At 68.7% G+C, this 16,434-nt stretch carries 18 protein-coding genes and 2 rRNA genes; 16 read left to right on the top strand and 4 right to left on the bottom strand.

Annotated elements, in window-relative coordinates:
* The 4 genes from LX88_RS42795 to LX88_RS42780 form a co-directional block, all read left to right on the top strand.
* Positions 1-285 (top strand): 23S ribosomal RNA (locus tag LX88_RS42795); the annotation flags it as partial.
* Positions 286-363: 78 nt separating this feature from the next.
* A 5S ribosomal RNA gene (rrf, locus tag LX88_RS42790) occupies positions 364-480 on the top strand.
* A gap of 95 nt (positions 481-575) precedes the next feature.
* A complete protein-coding gene (locus LX88_RS42785) occupies positions 576-1,412 on the top strand; it encodes a GNAT family N-acetyltransferase (protein ID WP_258953456.1) in 837 nt (278 codons plus the stop codon).
* Positions 1,400-2,209, top strand: a complete 810-nt coding sequence (locus LX88_RS42780) for a GNAT family N-acetyltransferase (protein ID WP_258953455.1) — start codon at positions 1,400-1,402, stop codon at positions 2,207-2,209. Before LX88_RS42785 ends, LX88_RS42780 begins: the two co-directional genes overlap by 13 nt.
* Here the strand turns inward: LX88_RS42780 and LX88_RS42775 are convergent.
* Entirely contained in the window at positions 2,206-2,655 is a 450-nt protein-coding gene (locus tag LX88_RS42775) for an Lrp/AsnC family transcriptional regulator (RefSeq protein ID WP_258953454.1), read from the bottom strand. The genes LX88_RS42780 and LX88_RS42775 overlap by 4 nt on opposite strands.
* Positions 2,656-2,735: 80 nt before the next feature.
* Between LX88_RS42775 and LX88_RS42770 the strand changes: the two genes are divergently transcribed.
* The 6 genes from LX88_RS42770 (at position 2,736) to LX88_RS42745 (ending at position 9,209) form a co-directional block, all read left to right on the top strand.
* On the top strand, positions 2,736-3,167 hold the full coding sequence (locus LX88_RS42770) for a rhodanese-like domain-containing protein (RefSeq protein WP_258953453.1): 432 nt from the start codon (positions 2,736-2,738) through the stop codon (positions 3,165-3,167).
* A gap of 25 nt (positions 3,168-3,192) precedes the next feature.
* Positions 3,193-3,948 (top strand): type 1 glutamine amidotransferase, encoded by a 756-nt coding sequence (locus tag LX88_RS42765; protein WP_258953452.1) that lies wholly within the window; start codon positions 3,193-3,195, stop codon positions 3,946-3,948.
* A gap of 86 nt (positions 3,949-4,034) precedes the next feature.
* Entirely contained in the window at positions 4,035-5,168 is a 1,134-nt protein-coding gene (locus LX88_RS42760) for an inorganic phosphate transporter (RefSeq protein WP_258953451.1), read from the top strand.
* Positions 5,165-5,350, top strand: coding sequence for a hypothetical protein (locus LX88_RS42755; RefSeq protein WP_258953450.1), 186 nt, complete (start codon positions 5,165-5,167; stop codon positions 5,348-5,350). Before LX88_RS42760 ends, LX88_RS42755 begins: the two co-directional genes overlap by 4 nt.
* A gap of 29 nt (positions 5,351-5,379) precedes the next feature.
* Positions 5,380-8,280 carry a bifunctional [glutamine synthetase] adenylyltransferase/[glutamine synthetase]-adenylyl-L-tyrosine phosphorylase gene (locus tag LX88_RS42750; RefSeq protein WP_258953449.1) on the top strand — a complete coding sequence of 967 codons (2,901 nt, stop codon included), beginning with the start codon at positions 5,380-5,382 and terminating at the stop codon, positions 8,278-8,280.
* Positions 8,277-9,209 carry an NADP-dependent oxidoreductase gene (locus LX88_RS42745; RefSeq protein WP_258953448.1) on the top strand — a complete coding sequence of 311 codons (933 nt, stop codon included), beginning with the start codon at positions 8,277-8,279 and terminating at the stop codon, positions 9,207-9,209. The genes LX88_RS42750 and LX88_RS42745 overlap by 4 nt, the downstream gene beginning before the upstream one ends.
* Before the next feature lie 65 nt (positions 9,210-9,274).
* On the opposite strand, the gene LX88_RS42740 is transcribed toward LX88_RS42745, so the two are convergent.
* On the bottom strand, positions 9,275-9,508 hold the full coding sequence (locus tag LX88_RS42740) for a hypothetical protein (protein ID WP_030481542.1): 234 nt from the start codon (positions 9,506-9,508) through the stop codon (positions 9,275-9,277).
* Between the two features lie 135 nt (positions 9,509-9,643).
* On the opposite strand from LX88_RS42740, the gene LX88_RS42735 reads away from it, so the two are divergent.
* The 4 genes from LX88_RS42735 to LX88_RS42720 all read left to right on the top strand — a co-directional run bounded on the left by LX88_RS42735 (position 9,644) and on the right by LX88_RS42720 (position 11,224).
* Complete coding sequence (locus LX88_RS42735) at positions 9,644-10,183, top strand: hypothetical protein (protein ID WP_258953447.1); 540 nt, start codon at positions 9,644-9,646, stop codon at positions 10,181-10,183.
* A gap of 30 nt (positions 10,184-10,213) precedes the next feature.
* Positions 10,214-10,375, top strand: a complete 162-nt coding sequence (locus LX88_RS42730) for a hypothetical protein (RefSeq protein ID WP_258953446.1) — start codon at positions 10,214-10,216, stop codon at positions 10,373-10,375.
* 19 nt (positions 10,376-10,394) lie between these two features.
* Positions 10,395-10,892 carry a riboflavin biosynthesis intermediates N-glycosidase gene (gene ybiA / locus LX88_RS42725; protein ID WP_258953445.1) on the top strand — a complete coding sequence of 166 codons (498 nt, stop codon included), beginning with the start codon at positions 10,395-10,397 and terminating at the stop codon, positions 10,890-10,892.
* Between the two features lie 83 nt (positions 10,893-10,975).
* Entirely contained in the window at positions 10,976-11,224 is a 249-nt protein-coding gene (locus tag LX88_RS42720) for a hypothetical protein (protein WP_258953444.1), read from the top strand.
* Between the two features lie 58 nt (positions 11,225-11,282).
* Here LX88_RS42720 and glnA read toward each other — a convergent pair whose 3' ends face one another.
* Positions 11,283-12,707, bottom strand: a complete 1,425-nt coding sequence (gene glnA / locus LX88_RS42715; protein ID WP_258953443.1) for a type I glutamate--ammonia ligase — start codon at positions 12,705-12,707, stop codon at positions 11,283-11,285.
* A gap of 169 nt (positions 12,708-12,876) precedes the next feature.
* Here glnA and LX88_RS42710 point away from each other — a divergent pair, with 169 nt between their 5' ends.
* Complete coding sequence (locus tag LX88_RS42710) at positions 12,877-13,350, top strand: RDD family protein (RefSeq protein ID WP_258953442.1); 474 nt, start codon at positions 12,877-12,879, stop codon at positions 13,348-13,350.
* A 79-nt stretch (positions 13,351-13,429) separates the two neighbouring features.
* On the opposite strand, the gene LX88_RS42705 is transcribed toward LX88_RS42710, so the two are convergent.
* The gene (locus tag LX88_RS42705; protein ID WP_258953441.1) at positions 13,430-14,161 is read right to left on the bottom strand and encodes a DUF4191 domain-containing protein; all 732 of its coding nucleotides are present in this window, start codon (positions 14,159-14,161) and stop codon (positions 13,430-13,432) included.
* Between the two features lie 82 nt (positions 14,162-14,243).
* Here LX88_RS42705 and LX88_RS42700 point away from each other — a divergent pair, with 82 nt between their 5' ends.
* Positions 14,244-16,313 (top strand): ATP-dependent DNA helicase UvrD2, encoded by a 2,070-nt coding sequence (locus LX88_RS42700; protein ID WP_258953440.1) that lies wholly within the window; start codon positions 14,244-14,246, stop codon positions 16,311-16,313.
* Positions 16,314-16,434 lie beyond the last annotated feature (121 nt).

The following is a 16,434-nucleotide window of genomic DNA, read 5'->3' as shown; positions in this document are numbered from 1 at the left end:
TCCGCCGCGCGCGTAGGATACTTGAGGAAGGCTGTCCCTAGTACGAGAGGACCGGGACGGACGGACCGCTGGTGTGCCAGTTGTTCTGCCAAGAGCATTGCTGGTTGGCTACGTTCGGAAGGGATAACCGCTGAAGGCATCTAAGCGGGAAGCTCGTTCCAAGATGAGGTATCCCACTCTTCGTGAGTTAAGGCCCCCAGCTAGACCACTGGGTTGATAGGCCAGAGGTGGAAGACCGGTAACGGTTGGAGCTGACTGGTACTAATAGGCCGAGGACTTGTTACAAAGACGCTACGCATCCACTGTGCGGTTCTGGAAGAACCGAGCGGCATTCCGATCGCCGCAGGTACATCTCCATAGAGTTTCGGTGATCATAGCGTTGGGGAAACACCCGGTCCCATTCCGAACCCGGTAGTTAAGCCCTTCTGCGCCGATGGTACTGCACTGGTTACGGTGTGGGAGAGTAGGTCGTCGCCGAACATTATTTCCAGAAGACCCCTGAGGGTCGAGCACTTCGGTGCTCCCCTCGGGGGTTTTTTGCGTGCCCGAAATTTCCGCTTGCGTGCTCTGGTCTGATGGACCTCATGGACGCCGTCGTGCACGCCACGCTGGAATCGTTCGACGCCGCCGCCCACGATCGGCTGTCAGCCGATCCGGTGCGAAACACCGTGGCACTCACCTCGCTGGACCGCATCCGGCGCTCGCCGGCCACCGAACAACCGCCGATCCTGATCACGTTCCACGAGAACGGCGAAGTGATCGGCTCACTGGTCCGCACCCCGCCCTGGCCGTTCCAGGCGGCGGACCTCCCGCTCGCCGCGGTGGAGCTCGCGGCCGGTGTCGCCGCCAAGGTCGATCCGGACGCTCCTGGCGTGACGGGTCCGCGCGCGAGGTCTGAGGCCTTCGCCACAGCGACGGGCAAGAACTACACCGAATCCTTGGCCACCAGGCAGTACCGCCTGACCACCCTCGCCCTGCCGTCGGTCGGCGGTACCAGCCGGATGGCCACCGAAGACGACGTCGAACTCCTCGGCGCCTGGCGCAAGGCCTTCCTCAGCGAGGCCGTGCCCGAGGCGCCAGCCGCGCCGACGATCGAGGCCATGCGCACCTCACTGCGCCTCGGCCAGGGCCACGCCCTCTGGATGATCGACGGCACACCGGTCGCCTGGGCCGTGGCGAGTCGCCCGCAGGCCGGCATGACGAGGATCGGCCCGGTCTACACCCCGCTCGAGCACCGCAGGCACGGCTACGGCGCCGCGGTCAGCGCGGTCGCCACCCGGTGGGCGCTGGACCAGGGCGCCACCGAGGTCCTGCTCTTCGCGGATCTGACCAACCCGACCTCGAACTCGATCTACCAACGCATCGGTTACCAACCACTCGACGACTGGGCGGAGTTCTGGTGGAAGCACTGAGCCACAACGACATCAAGGACTTCCTCGCGGTAGCGGGCGACTTCCTCGGCGCCGATCCCGTGAACAACAGCGTGCACCTGACCGGTGTGGACGCCGCACTCCAGGGACGTCTGACACCGATCACGCTGATCTCGTTGTACGACAACGGGAGCGTGGTCGGCGCGGTCACCCAGATGGAGGGCCGGCCACTGCACGTCGCCGCGATGCCGGTGCCTGCGGCTCCTGCGGTCGTGGAGACACTTCGGGGCCGCGAGATCAACGAGGTCAGCGGAACGCGGGACCGGGTCGAGGCCTTCCGCACGCTCTGGCGTGACGGCGGGAAGGAGATCTACGCCCTGCGGCTCTACCGGCTGGAGGACCTGACGGTGCCGGACGTGCCGGGGGAGTCGAGGCTCGCCACGCCCGCCGACGACGACCTGATCACCGAGTGGTGGATCGCCTTCTGGGTCGAACTGGACGGACTGCCGAGGGAGGAGGCCGAGAAGCGGGCGATGGACAGCCGGTGGATGTCCGCGGGGCACGTCCTGTGGCGGGTCGACGGCGTCCCGGTGTCGTGGGCGGGCAGCACCTCCCCGGTCGGCGGGGTCTCGCGGGTCGGCCCGGTCTACACCCCGCCCGAGCACCGCCGGCACGGCTACGCGGCCGCGGCCACCGCGGCGGTCAGCCAGTGGGCGTACGGCCAAGGCGTCGACCACGTCGTGCTCACCGCGGACCTCGCCAACTCCACGGCGAACTCCGTCTACCAGGGCATCGGCTTCCGCACGGTCTCCGACTGGTCCGAGTACAGCTGGCTCTAGCCCAGCAGGTCGGGTGACAGCGGGCGGTTGCGGATGTGGGAGGAGAACACGAGCGAGGTCGTCGTGTCGCCGTAGCGCTGCATCACCTCGACGAGCTCCTCCAGCTCGGCCATGGTCCGGCAGACGACCCGCAGCAGCCAGCAGTCGTCCCCGGTCACGTGGTCGGCGTCGAGGATCTGCGGGAGCACCAGCACCTGCGAGCGGAACCGCGGCGTGTCCAGCGACCGCACCCGTACGCGCACGATCGACTCGATCGGCAGACCCAGCCGGGAAGGCGACACCACCGCGGTGAAGCCCGTGATCACACCGAGCGACTCCAGGCGTCGTACCCGTTCGGTCACCGCCGGCGCTGACAGCGACACCTCACGGCCCAGCGCGCTGAACGACATCCGGCCGTCCTGCTGCAGCAGCGACAGGATCTTCCAGTCCACGGCGTCGAGTTCCACCTGGAAATCATAGGGAGAACGCCCCGAACGCCTGGACATCCGCATGTCCGAACGGGATCGGTCCCAGCAGGATCGAAGGCATGACGAACGCACTGCGCTTTCCCGCCGCCGACCCGCACGCCGCTGCCGCCCACTTCGCCGCCGAGCTCGCGTTCGAGGCCGACCCCGACGACGTGCACCGCGACCTCCTCGACGGCAACACCCAGGGTTATGTCCTCGTGGAGACGCGCGCCCCGGAGGCGTTCGCGCAGGCCCGCATCCCCGGTGCGATCAACCTGCCCTACCGCGACCTGCCGGCCGAGCTCGACCTCGATCCGAGCCTCGTCTACGTCTGCTACTGCGAGAGCTTCCAGTGCAACGCGGCGACCAAGGGCGCCCTCGCGCTCGCGCAACGCGGGTACCGCGTCAAGCGGCTCTCGGGCGGGATCACGGCCTGGCGGGAGGCGGGGTACCCGGTCGAGTCGAACCAGCTCGCCGGAGCGGGCGTATCCAAGGTCGCGTGTCATTGCTGACCTCCGTCCACCTAGGCTCAGATGCGTGAACGCACCGCGCCTGCTCGTCCTGCAACCCTCGGAGTCAGACCCGCTGGCCAAGCTCGGCGACTGGCTCGAGGCTGAAGGCATCGACCTCCACCTCGTGCAGCTCAAGGACGAGCCCGCGCCGGAGAACCTCGACGGTTACCAGGGCGTCATCTGCCTCGGCGGTGAGATGGGCGCGCTCGACGACCTCGACCACCCGTGGCTCGCGGACGCCCGCCGGCTGCTGTCGAGCGCCGTGTCGAAGCGGCTGCCCACCCTCGCGATCTGCCTCGGCGCGCAGCTGCTCGCGGCCGCCACCGGTGGCCAGGTCCGCAAGGGTCCGCAGGGCCCGGAGGTCGGCGTGCTGCTGGTGGCGAAGCGCGACGCCGCGGCCACCGACCCGCTGTTCGCGGACCTGCCGTTCACGCCGGACGTGCTGCAGTTCCACAACGACGAGGTGCACCTGCTGCCACCTGGGGCGGAGCAGCTCGCGGCGTCCCCGAAATATCCGAATCAGGCGTTCCGGGTCGGGGAGAGCGCTTACGGCCTCCAGTTCCACATCGAGACGACGCCGGAAATCGTCTTGAACTGGGCGGCCAAGGATCCTGATTCGGCTTCCTGTGCGCGAGCTCACCACTTCGACCAGGAGTTCCTCGAACAGGCACACCGCGACTTCGAAGAGGTGTGGCAGCCGTTCGTCGGCAGATTCGCGAAACTCGTTCGGGGAGAACTGTTGCCCGCGCTGGGTTCGGGCACACGACTTCCTTTGGTGTGACGTTACTTTCGTAGGTTTTAAGACATCCTCCGTTGGCGGTACCGTAATCTCCTGGACAGCTTGTTCGATCCAGCCGGAGGATCACTGTGGATCCCGCTCTTGTAGTGATCATCGTCGTCATCACTGCTCTCATCTTCGACTTCACCAACGGGTTCCACGACACGGCCAACGCCATGGCCACCTCCATCGCCACGGGTGCGTTGAAGCCCCGCACGGCGGTCGCGCTGTCGGCGGTTCTCAACCTCGTAGGCGCCTTCCTGTCCGTTGAGGTGGCCAAGACCATCTCCGGCGGCATCGTCGACGACGCGCAGATCACGCCCGCCATCATCTTCGGCGGGCTGGTCGGCGCGATCATGTGGAACCTCGTCACCTGGTACATCGGCCTGCCGTCGAGCTCGTCGCACGCGTTGTTCGGCGGCCTGATCGGTGCGGCGTGGGTCGCGTCCGGTGTGGACGCCATCCACTTCGTCAAGGTCGTCGACAAGGTCCTGGTGCCCGCGATCGTCGCGCCGCTGGTCGCCGGCCTGGTGGCGGCCATCGCCACGATCGTCGTGTACCGGCTCAAGAAGGCGGCGGACCCGCGCGTCTCGCACACCGGCTTCAAGGTCGGCCAGGTCGCGTCCGCCTCGCTGGTCTCCCTCGCGCACGGCACGAACGACGCGCAGAAGACGATGGGCATCATCACGCTCGCGCTGATCACGTCCGGCTCGCTCGCCCCCGGCTCCGGTCCACCCACCTGGGTGATCGTCAGTGCCGGTCTCGCGATCGCGGCGGGCACGTACCTCGGCGGCTGGCGCATCACGCACACGATGGGCCGCGGCCTGACGACCATCGAGCCCGCGCAGGGCTTCGCGGCCCAGACCTCGACGGCCACGGCGATCCTCGCGTCGTCGCACCTCGGCTTCGCACTGTCCACGACGCACGTCGCGTCCGGCGGCATCATGGGTTCCGGCCTCGGCCGCGACCGGCACGGCGTCAACTGGGGCACCATGGGCAAGATGGCGGCCGGCTGGCTGTTCACGCTGCCCGCCGCCGGCATCGTCGGAGCCCTCGCGGGCAAGTGGGCCTCGACCGGCGCCGTCGGCATCATCGGCGTCGCCACGATCGGCATCGCGGTGTCGATCGGTATCTGGATCCTGGCGCGGCGTGAGCCGATCAAGCCGGAGCACATCGTCGACGAGGTCGCCGCTCAGGCCGAGCTGCACAAGGTGGCGGCATGAAGGTCGACTGGACGGCGTTGCTGCAGGTCTTCGGCGCCACGCTGCTGGCCACGGTTCTCGTCGTGACGTTGTTCGTCGTCGGCATCCGCGCACTGTCGGGTGACAAGAAGGTGCCCGCGTACGCGAGCTTCGCCGGTTGCGTGGCGGTCGTGCTCTACGGACTCTCACTGATCGTCTTCTGATCGTGTGAACACATTAGGGTTGGCTCACGATGAGCGAACCAGTGCGCCACGCGTCACCAGCAAGATTCGGGCTCACCGAACCGCGCAGCGAGGAAGTGCTGCGCGGACTCGGCCTGTGGGCCGACCGCCGGCCCACCGAAGGCTCCGAAGCGGTGCTGTCCGCGCTGTCCCGCTGCCCTGATCCGGACCTCGCGCTGCGTGGCTTGGAGCGCCTCCAAGCCGTTGCCGACTGGGACGCCCTGTCGGCCGCGTTGCACGAGGACGTCGTGGTGCGCGGGCGCCTGCTCGCCGTGCTCGGCTCGTCCACCGCGCTGTCGGACTTCCTCGTCGCGAACCCCGGGCGGTGGCGTTCGCTGACCGACGGGGTCGACGTGTCGCTGGAACTGGCGGACGGCGACGTGCTGCGCTCGGAGTACCGGGCGAAGCTGCTGCTCGTCGCCGCCAACGACCTCGGGCACGTCGTCGAGCCCGAGTTGCCGTTCGTTCCGTACGACACGGTGGCGGCGCAACTGTCCGATTTGGCCGTGTCGGCGCTGAGGGCGTCGCTGAAGCTCGCCGCGGAGCGGGTGAACGGCGCGGACCGCTGCCGGCTCGCGGTGATCGCCATGGGCAAGTGCGGCGCGAACGAGCTGAACTACGTGAGTGACGTCGACGTCGTGTTCGTCGCCGAGGGTGACCTCGGGGTCGCGACCCGGCTGGCCAGCACGATGATGCAGATCGCCGGCCAGTCGTGCTTCGAGGTCGACGCGGCGCTGCGGCCGGAGGGCAAGGCCGGTGCGCTGGTCCGCACGCTGGACGGGCACGCCTCGTACTACAAGAAGTGGGCGCGGACCTGGGAGTTCCAGGCGCTGCTGAAGGCACGACCGGTCGCCGGTGACGCCGAGCTGGGGCAGGCGTACCTCGAGGTCGTGCGGCCGTACGTGTGGACGGCGGCCGAGCGCGAGAACTTCGTCGAGGACGTCCAGGCGATGCGGCGCCGGGTCGAAGAACACGTGCCGACCGGGCTCGCCGACCGCGAACTGAAGCTCGGCCGCGGCGGTCTGCGCGACGTCGAGTTCGCGGTCCAGCTGCTACAGCTCGTGCACGGGCGGTCCGACGAGGACCTGCGCATCCAGGCGACCACGGCCGCACTGGCGGCGCTGGGCCAGGGCGGGTACGTCGGACGCGAGGACGCGGTGGAGTTCGGGCGCTCGTACCGGTTCCTGCGGACTCTGGAGCACCGGCTGCAGCTGCAGCGTCTACTGCGTACGCACCTCTTCCCGGCCGACGACGACATGGCGGCGTTGCGGTGGCTGGCGCGGTCGGTGGGGCTGGCGGCGGACGGGCAGAAGTCCGAGGGGCAGGTGCTGCTCGCGGAGTTCCGCAAGCACGCCAACCAGGTCCGGCGGCTGCACGAGAAGCTGTTCTACCGGCCGCTGCTGCAGTCCGTGGCGGGCGTGCCGACCGAGGCGTTGCGGCTCACCACCAAGGAGGCCGTGGCGCGGCTGGCGGCGCTGGGTTACACGTCCTCGGACGGCGCGTTGCGGCACATCCAGGCGTTGACGCACGGCATGTCGCGACGGGCCCGCATCCAGGGCGCCCTGCTGCCGGTGCTGCTCGACCTCTTCGCCGGCACGCCCGACGCCGACGGCGGGCTGCTCGCGTACCGGAAGGTGTCCGAGGCGCTCGCGGAAACCCCTTGGTACCTGAGGCTTCTGCGGGACGAGGGTGCCGTCGTCGAACGCCTCGCGGTGCTGCTGGGCACGTCCCGCCTCGTGCCGGACCTGCTGGTGCGCGCGCCGGAGGTGTTGAGGCTGCTCGCGGACACCGAGGCGTTGGTCGGAGGTGATCCGCGCTCGATCGGAAAACCCTTGCGCAGCGCCGTTTCCCGGTACGGCGACGCGGCGCGGGCGATCGCGGCGGCACGGTCGTTGCGGCGTCACGAGATGCTGCGGATCGCCGCCGCGGACCTGCTGGGGTTCATGCCGCTGGAGACGGTGTGCGCCTCGCTGTCCGAGGTGTGGGGTTCGGTGTTGGAGAGCGCGCTCGACGCCGCGGTGCGCGCGTCCGGTGACCCGGTGGCCGCGCTGTCCGTGATCGGGATGGGCCGGCTCGGCGGGCACGAGCTCGGGTACGGCTCGGACGCGGACGTGCTGTTCGTGTGCCGGCCGCACGAGGGTGTGTCGGACGCCGAGGCGGTGAAGTGGGCGAGCGGTGTCGTGGAGAAGATCCGGCGGCTGCTCGGCGCGCCGTCGCAGGACCCGCCGTTGCAGGTCGACGCGGACCTGCGGCCGGAGGGCAGGCAGGGGCCGCTGGTGCGGACGCTGGACTCCTACCGCGCCTACTACCGGCAGTGGGCGGAGATCTGGGAGAAGCAGGCGTTGCTGCGGGCCCGGTTCCTCGCGGGCGACGCCGCGCTGGGCGCCGAGTTCGAGGAGCTGATCGAGCCGCTGCGGTATCCGGCGGCCGGGCTGGACGCGGCGTCCGTGCGGGAGATCCGGCGGATCAAGGCACGCGTCGACGCGGAACGGCTGCCGCGCGGTGCCGACCCGAGCACGCACACCAAGCTCGGGCGCGGTGGGCTCGCGGACGTCGAGTGGACCGTGCAGTTGTTGCAGCTGCAACACTCCGGCGCGGTGCCCGGCCTGCGCACACCGTCCACAATGGCCGCGATGGCAGCGGCCGTCGAAGCCGGTCTGCTCGCCGCGGAGGACGCTGCCGCGCTGACCACCGCGTGGAACCTCGCGACGCAGGCGCGCAACGCCGTGACGCTGGTCCGGGGCAAGGCTTCCGATCAGCTGCCGACGTCCGGGCGTGATCTCGTCGCGGTCGCGTCGGTGATGGGGCACGAGCCCGGTGGCGATCCGGGTGAGTTCCTGGAGGAGTACCGCAGGACCACTCGTCGTGCGCGTGCGGTGGCGGAGCGTGTCTTCTACGGTGAGAAACCGTGAAAGCGATCGCGTACACCCGGTTCGGCGATGCCGACGTCATGTCGTTGCAGGAACTGCCCGACCCGCTGATCGGGCCTGACCACGTGCTGGTGGACGTGCGCGCGGCCGGGGTGAACCCGGTGGACTGCAAGGTCAGAGCCGGGTACCTGCAGGGGCTGCTGCCGCACCACCTGCCGTTGATCCCCGGCTGGGACGTGGCGGGCGTCGTGCGGTCGGTCGGCGTCGGCGTGTACGACTGGAAGCCGGGCGACGAGGTGCTCGCGTATGCGCGCAAGGACCACGTCCAGTTCGGCACCTGCGCCGAGTCGGTCTCGGTGCCGGACCGGATGATCGCGCGCAAACCGTCCACCGTGGACTTCGTGACCGCGGCCGCGTTGCCGCTGGCTGGACTGACGGCGCTGCAGTCGTTGAAGGTCGTCGGCGCGGGTTCCGGCGACGTGGTCCTGGTGCACGCGGCCGCCGGCGGCGTCGGGCACCTGCAGGTGCAGATCGCGCGTGAGCTGGGAGCTTCGCGGGTGATCGGCACCGCGTCGCCGCGCAACCACGAGTTCGTGCGGTCGCTCGGGGCCGAACCGGTCGCCTACGGTGACGCGCTGGTCGACGCGGTCGCGGAGCTCGTCGGCGGAGACGGCCTGGTCGACGCGGTGGTCGACAACGCCGGAGGGCTCGCGTTCGACCAGTCGTTGCAGCTGGTCCGCGACCGGGCGCGGATGACGTCCATTGTGGATGGAGCGAGGGCGCGGGAGAACGGCGTGGTCAACACCTGGGCGCGGCCCGACGCGGGGCAGACGCAGTGGCTGGTGGACCTGGTCGCGGCCGGGAAACTGCGCGTCGAGGTGCTGCAGACTTTTCCGTTGGCAGAGGCCGTGAAGGCGCACAGGCTGCTCGAAGGTGGCCATGTGCGAGGAAAAGTCGTACTCACCGTCTGAAATCTTCAGGTATTTCTTCAGGTTCGGGGGCACACCTCGCGGTGTGCCCCCGGTTCTGGAACTGCTCAGTCCTCGTCGGAGTCGGGGTCCACCGCGGGAGCGCTGGTGTAGACCTCGACCACCCACTCCTCCTCCAACGCTTCCGCGTCGTCGGCGTCGGGCACGAGCCGGTTGTAGACGCGGACACCGAGGTCGAGCACGTCAGCGGCCTGAACCGCTTCGAGCGCATCGGGTGCCGAGTCGAAGATGTGGGTGGTGAGCAGCTGTGGAGCCGTGAATTCGGCGACATCTTGGGACACGCGCGGACCCTAGCGCATTGACGTTTCACCCAATCGAGATGAGACTGGGCGCGCTCAGTGGGGGAGCTGTAGTTCGCCGGGGGTCTAGCAGAGGAAGTCATGCAGCATCGCAGGGTCACGCGCGGAGGAAAGACCGTGATTGCTATCGCGGGCGTGGCTGCCGGTGTGCTCGCACTACTCGGTGTGATCGAATATGCACTGAGTGGCAACAACTCCGCCGCACAGCCCAACGTCACCGCGACGACGACTACGTCGAACGGTGTCGAAACCCCTGATGGCGCACTGGAAACGACAGAGCCGTCGGCGGACGTGAAGGTCACGACGGGCTCGTTCAAGCAGCAGCGCGGCATGCTGACCGTCGAGGTCACCCGCGTGGAAGCGGCGAACAACCGCGTGAAGCTCTTCGTGACGGCCACGAACGCCTCCCGAGCCAGGATGACCCTCCCCGTGGTCGGCATTGCCGTCGTGGACGATCTGAACCGCACCTACGCGGCGTCGAGCAGCAAGTGGGACGGCCTCGTCACCCAGGGCACCACCACCTCGGGCACCGTCGTGCTCGACGAGAAGCTCGGTACGGGTGTGAACTCCCTCACTCTGACGTTCTCGTCGATCTCCGGCCAGTTCGCCCCGACGGGCGCCGCGATCACGATCGCCGGAATTCCGCTGCCGAAGTGATTTCCCGGTGTGACCGGGTACGCCTCGGGCATGACTCAACGCGGAAGTGACCAGCACGGTTTCCTGAAGGACGACCACCTGAAGAAGGAGGTCGAGAACGAACTGCGCGCGAACGGCCCGACGCGGGCCGAGGCGTGGCGCGAGCCGGAGATGCCGGAACCAGGCGAAAACCCCGAGGAATCACGCGGCTAGGTCGCTACCCTCTCGCCCTGTGAAGTACTTGTTCTTCTGGGGCCACCAGCCCGAACGTGACGGCGGCATCGGCAAGGGATGCCTGTCGCAGTGGTGGCCGTGCTCCTTCTCCGCCGTCGGCCAGGACTTCCCGTCGGCCGAGCACTACATGATGTGGCGCAAGGCATTGCTCTTCGGCGACGCCTCCGCGGCCTCGCGCGTGCTGGCCGCCCGCACACCGGGCGAGGCAAAAGCGCTGGGCCGCGAAGTGTCGGGCTTCTCCGACGCGGAGTGGGTCTCCGCGCGCCTGGAGATCGTCGTCGAGGGCAACCTGGCGAAGTTCGGCCAGGACCCCGCACTGCGTTCTTACTTGCTGGGCACCGGTTCCCGCGTTCTCGTCGAGGCCAGCCCGCAGGACCGCGTGTGGGGCATCGGCCTCGTCGAGTCCGACCCGCGCGCCACCGACCCCGCGCAGTGGCTGGGCCTCAACCTGCTCGGCGAGGCCCTGATGGAGGTCCGCTCCCGGCTCACGGCCTAAGTCCTTTTTAGATCATCAGTTGAACCTCGCAGCCGTCCCGCACGTGTGTTCAGGCGTCAGGGAGATCCGGCAGGGGAGAACTGATGTTCAGCTACTCGGGACCGGCCAGGCTCATCTACGCGGACGGCAACGCGGTCGTGATGGACCGGGTCGATCTGATCGAGACCGTGAACGACGGCGTCTGGCAGCTGTCCGGCGCCGGCACGGCCGCGGGCACCCTCACCGGCGGCGAGGCTCGGATCAAGCTGCCTACCGGCGGTGAGGCCGACGTGCTCGTGTCCAACGTGCGGGTCAGCGAGTCGTCGTCCACCGTGACCCTTCTTGGCACCTAGAACGGCCGAAGGCCCGGCGGGGTGTTCCCGCCGGGCCTTCGACACAAAGCTCAACCGATCACACGTCGTAGTAGAGCGCGAACTCGTAGGGGTTCGGGCGCAGACGCAGCGGGTCGATCTCTTCGGAGCGCTTGTACGAGATCCAGGTGTCGATCACGTCCGGCGTGAACACGCCACCCTCGAGCAGGAACTCGTGGTCCGCCTCGAGGTTGTCGAGCACGGCGTCCAGCGTCGCGGGGACCTGCCTGACGTCGCGGGCCTCCTCGGGCGGGAGCTCGTAGAGGTCCTTGTCGATCGGGGCCGGCGGCTCCATCTTGTTCTTCACGCCGTCGAGGCCCGCCATGACCATCGCCGAGAAGGCGAGGTACGGGTTGCCCGAGGAGTCGGGGCAGCGGAACTCGATGCGCTTGGCCTTCGGGTTGTTGCCCGTGATCGGGATGCGGACGCACGCCGAGCGGTTGCGCTGGGAGTAGACCAGCGAGACCGGGGCCTCGTAGCCCGGGACCAGGCGGTGGTAGGAGTTCACCGTCGGGTTGGTGAAGGCCAGCAGCGACGGGGCGTGGTGCAGGATGCCGCCGATGTAGTGGCGGGCGGTGTCGGAGAGACCCGCGTAGCCGCTCTCGTCGTGGAACAGCGGCGTGCCGTCCTTCCACAGCGACTGGTGCGTGTGCATGCCCGAGCCGTTGTCGCCGAACAGCGGCTTCGGCATGAAGGTGACGGACTTGCCGGCCTGCCAGGCGGTGTTCTTGATGATGTACTTGAACAGCATCAGGTCGTCCGCGGCGTGCAGCAGCGTGTTGAACTTGTAGTTGATCTCGGCTTGGCCGCCGGTGCCCACCTCGTGGTGAGCGCGCTCGACGGTGAAGCCCTGGGCCTCCATGTTGAGGACCATCTGGTCGCGCAGGTCGGCGTAGTGGTCGTTCGGGGTGACGGGGAAGTAGCCACCCTTGTACTTGACCTTGTAACCGAGGTTGCCGCCCTCTTCCTCACGGCCGGTGTTCCACCAGCCGGAGACCGCGTCGATCTTGTGGAAGCTGGAGTTCGCGGTCGTGTCGAACTGGACCGAGTCGAAGATGTAGAACTCCGCCTCGGCACCGAAGTACGCGGTGTCGGCGATGCCCGAGTCGGTGATGTACTGCTCGGCCTTGCGCGCGATGTTGCGCGGGTCGCGGCTGTACGCCTCACGCGTGAACGGGTCGTGCACGAAGAAGTTGACGATCAGCGTCTTCTCGATCCGGAACGGGTCGAGGCGCGCGGTGAACAGGTCGGGCAGCAGCAGCATGTCCGACTCGTGGATGGACTGGAAACCACGCACGGAGGAGCCGTCGAAGGCGAGACCCTCTTCGATCGCGTCGGCGTCGAACGCCTTGGCGGGCAGCGTGAAGTGCTGCATCACGCCCGGCAGGTCGCTGAACCGCACGTCGACGAACTTGACGCCCTCGTCGGTGATGAACTTCAGCACCTCGTCGGAATTCTTGAACACCCTCGTCGACTCCTTGACTATGGACAACGGCTGGTCATCGTGAGTGACGGTATGTCGGCGGTGTTGCCCGTCCGTCACTCCGATGTTTCGCCAGTGTTAACGGGACCGCCCAAGTGGGCAAGGCGACCTGCCAGTGCTCACCCGTTGAGCACGGCCTTACTCTGGTGGGGTGAGCAGGTGGACCGGTTCGTGGCTGTCAGGACCCGACTCCGTGTTGTCGCCGGGTGAGGACTCGAACGACGGCACGCAACAGCGCTGGCGCGGTGAGCGCCATGGCTTCCCCAAGGACGGGCCCGGCTCCATCGCCTCGATCGGGCGGCGCACGTTCGCCATCCTGGTCGACTTCCTCCTCGCCGCGGGCGTCGCGGCGGTCTTCACCCAGCCCGACCTGCCCAAGAACTGGAGCCTGCTGGCCTGGTTCGTGATCACGGTGGTCGCCGTCGCGTTCTTCGGGTTCACCCCAGGACACGCGCTGCTCGGCCTGCGGGTGGCGCGCATCGACGGCAAGACGTTCGTGCACCTGCCCCGTGCCCTGCTGCGCACCGTGCTCATCTTCCCGCTGATCCCGGCGCTGGTCTGGGACGCCGACGGCCGCTGCCTGCACGACAAGGCGGCCGGCACCGTCGTCATCAAGGTCCGCTAGCCGCTGGTCCGCAAAACGTGAAGAGGCCCGCCGCACATCTGTGCGGCGGGCCTCTTCGTGCTGGTGGGAGCGGGTTCGGTCAGCCCCTGCGGCGCATGGCGCGCTGGACGTTGCGCATCTTCGCGCCGGCGGGCATCGGGCCCTTGGGCAGTGCGGCGCCGCGGCTGGCCAGTGCGGCGAGGCGGGTCTCCAGCGTGTCGACCTGGGCGGCCGTGATGTTGCGCGGCAGCTTCATCAGCTTCGACTGCAGCTTCTTCAGCGGGACCTGGCCCTCTTCGGTGCCGATGATGAAGTCGTAGATCGGGGTGTCGCCGACGACGCGGGAGATGCGCTTCTTCTCCTGGGCGAGGAGCGGCTTGACGCGCTGCGGAGCGCCCTCGGCGACCAGGACGACGCCCGGCCGGCCCAGCACGCGGTGCACGGCGTCGAGCTGCGTGGTGCCCGCGACGGCGGGCGTGACGCGCCAGCGGCCGCGCAGGTTCTCGAGCGCCCAGGCGCCGGCGCCCGGCTGGCCGTCCGCCTTGCGGAAGACGTTGCTCTGGACGCGGCGGCCGAAGATGATGACGGCCAGCAGCGCGCCGATCGCGACGCCCAGCGGCACGAACATCCACACGGCGTCGAAGACGATGCCCAGGACCACGGCGATCGCCGTCACACCGAGCAGAGCGCCCAGCATCATCGGGATCAGCGCCTTGTCCTCGCGGCGCTGCATCTTGAACGCCTCGAAGATCTGCTTGCGCCGCGCGCGTGAAGCCGCGCGGCGAACCTTCGCCGCTTCCTTCGCCGCCGCCTTGTCCTGCTTACCAGCCATACCCACAGGATACTGGCCGGAATTGTCGAACACAGCGGGAGCCTGACTTAGCACAGCTCGGCCATCTGCGAGACTGCCGGGCATGGACGCGTTGCTGGAGGGTCTCGATCCGGAACAGCGCGCCGCGGTCGAGGCCCCGCGCGGCCCCGTGTGCGTGCTCGCGGGTGCCGGTACCGGTAAAACGCGCACCATCACGCACCGCATCGCGTACCTGTGCCAACGCGGCCACGTCGCTCCGTCGCAGGTCCTCGCCGTCACGTTCACCAAGCGCGCCGCGGGGGAGATGCGCACACGTTTGCGCTCTCTGGACGTGCACGGCGCACAGGCCGTGACGTTCCACGCCGCCGCATCGCGCCAGCTGCGTTACTTCTGGCCGCGCGTCATCGGCGGCCCGCGCTGGGAGCTCGTCGACCAGAAGATCCGCGTCGTCGCCCGTGCCGCGACCCGGCTGGGGATGCCGACCGAGTCGGACGCGCTGCGCGACCTGACCAGTGAGATCGAGTGGGCGAAGGCGTCCCTGCTGACGCCGGAGGACTACCCGGCCGCCGCCGCCCGCGCCGCGCGGGACATCCCGGCGCCCGCCGAACAGATCATGAAGCTCTACACCACCTACGAGCAGCTCAAGACCGAGGCGCAGCTGCTCGACTTCGACGACCTGCTGCTCTACACGGCGGGCGCGCTGGAGGACAACGCGGAGGTCGCGCAGGAGTTCCGCGACCGCTACCGCTGCTTCGTCGTGGACGAGTACCAGGACGTGACCCCGCTGCAGCAGCGCGTGCTCGACTCGTGGCTGGGCGCTCGCGACGACCTGACCGTGGTCGGCGACGCCAACCAGACCATCTACTCGTTCGCGGGCGCCTCGCCGCAGCCGCTGCTCAACTTCGGGCGCCGGTTCCCCGAGGCGGTCGTCGTGCGGCTGGAGCGCGACTACCGGTCGACCCCGCAGGTCGTCGAGCTGGCCAACGACGTGATCAAGTGGGCACGCGGGCGCCCGGCCGGCTCGCGGCTGCAACTCATCGGGCAGCGGCCGGACGGGCCGAAGCCGCGGTTCCACGAGTTCGACGACGAGCCGAGCGAGGCCGACGCCGTCGCGGCCCGCATCAAGACGTTGCTCGACGAGGGCGTCGCGGCGTCCGAGATCGCGATCCTCTACCGCGTCAACGCGCAGTCCGAGGCGTACGAGCAGGCGCTCGCCGGGCTCGGCATCCCGTACCTGGTGCGCGGGGGCGAGCGCTTCTTCGAGCGCGCCGAGATCCGCCAGGCGATGATCACGCTGCGCTCGTCGGGCGATCCCGACGGCAGCCTGCCGGAGGTCGTGCGCTCGGCGCTCGGCCGCGTCGGGCTGACCGACGAGCCGCCGACCGGTGGCAGCGCGCGCGAACGCTGGGAGTCGTTGCTCGCTCTCGTCGAGCTCGCCGAGGAGTTCGCCGCCGCCACGCCCGAGGCCGACCTGCCGAGGTTCTGCCTCGAGCTGGACATGCGCGCCGAGACACAGCACCCGCCGACGGTCGAAGGCGTGACGCTGGCGTCGCTGCACGCGTCGAAGGGCCTCGAGTGGGACGCCGTGTTCCTCGTCGGACTGGTCGAGGGCACGATGCCGATCCAGTACGCGGACGGCGACGAGGCGAAGATCGAAGAAGAACGCCGCCTTCTATACGTAGGTGTCACCCGCGCGCGTGTGCACATCTGGCTGTCGTGGGCGCTGGCGCGCGCCGCCGGTGGGCGCAAGTACCGCCGCCGGTCGCGGTTCCTCTACAACCTCGTTCCCGAGAACCACCCGGCCGCACGGGTATCCGGCGGCGCGCAACGGCCTCCTCTCATGAAGAAGGAGAAGCCGACCTGCCGGGTGTGCGCGTCGACGCTGGTCGAGTCGCAGGCCGTCAAGCTCGGCCGATGCAGGTCCTGTCCGTCCGATGTGGACGAGGAACTGCTCGAGACGCTGCGCCGGTGGCGTGCGGGACGGGCGCGGGAGCTGAAGGTGCCCCCGTACGTCGTGTTCACCGACGCGACGCTGATGGCGATCGCGGAGCAGCGACCCACGGATTCGGCCGGACTCGTCGCGATCTCGGGCATCGGCGCCTCCAAGCTTGATAAGTTCGGCGACGACGTGTTGGGCCTGGTCCGAGCCGGTGTCGGGTACTCCGCCACCTGATCGGGACAAGTTTCGTTAAATAGGTTGCGAGCCCCAGGTACGGGGTCATAACCTGCTCATGCCGGGTCCGGAGGACCCGTCTGGGGAAGAAGAACTACTACTAGCTCTCGATGCAGAGCTC

It is taken from the genome of Lentzea californiensis, assembly GCF_024648825.1.
GTDB classification, from domain to species: domain Bacteria; phylum Actinomycetota; class Actinomycetes; order Mycobacteriales; family Pseudonocardiaceae; genus Lentzea; species Lentzea californiensis.
Note: the sequence above shows the minus strand (reverse complement) of the source record. Positions and strands in the feature narration are given on the sequence as shown.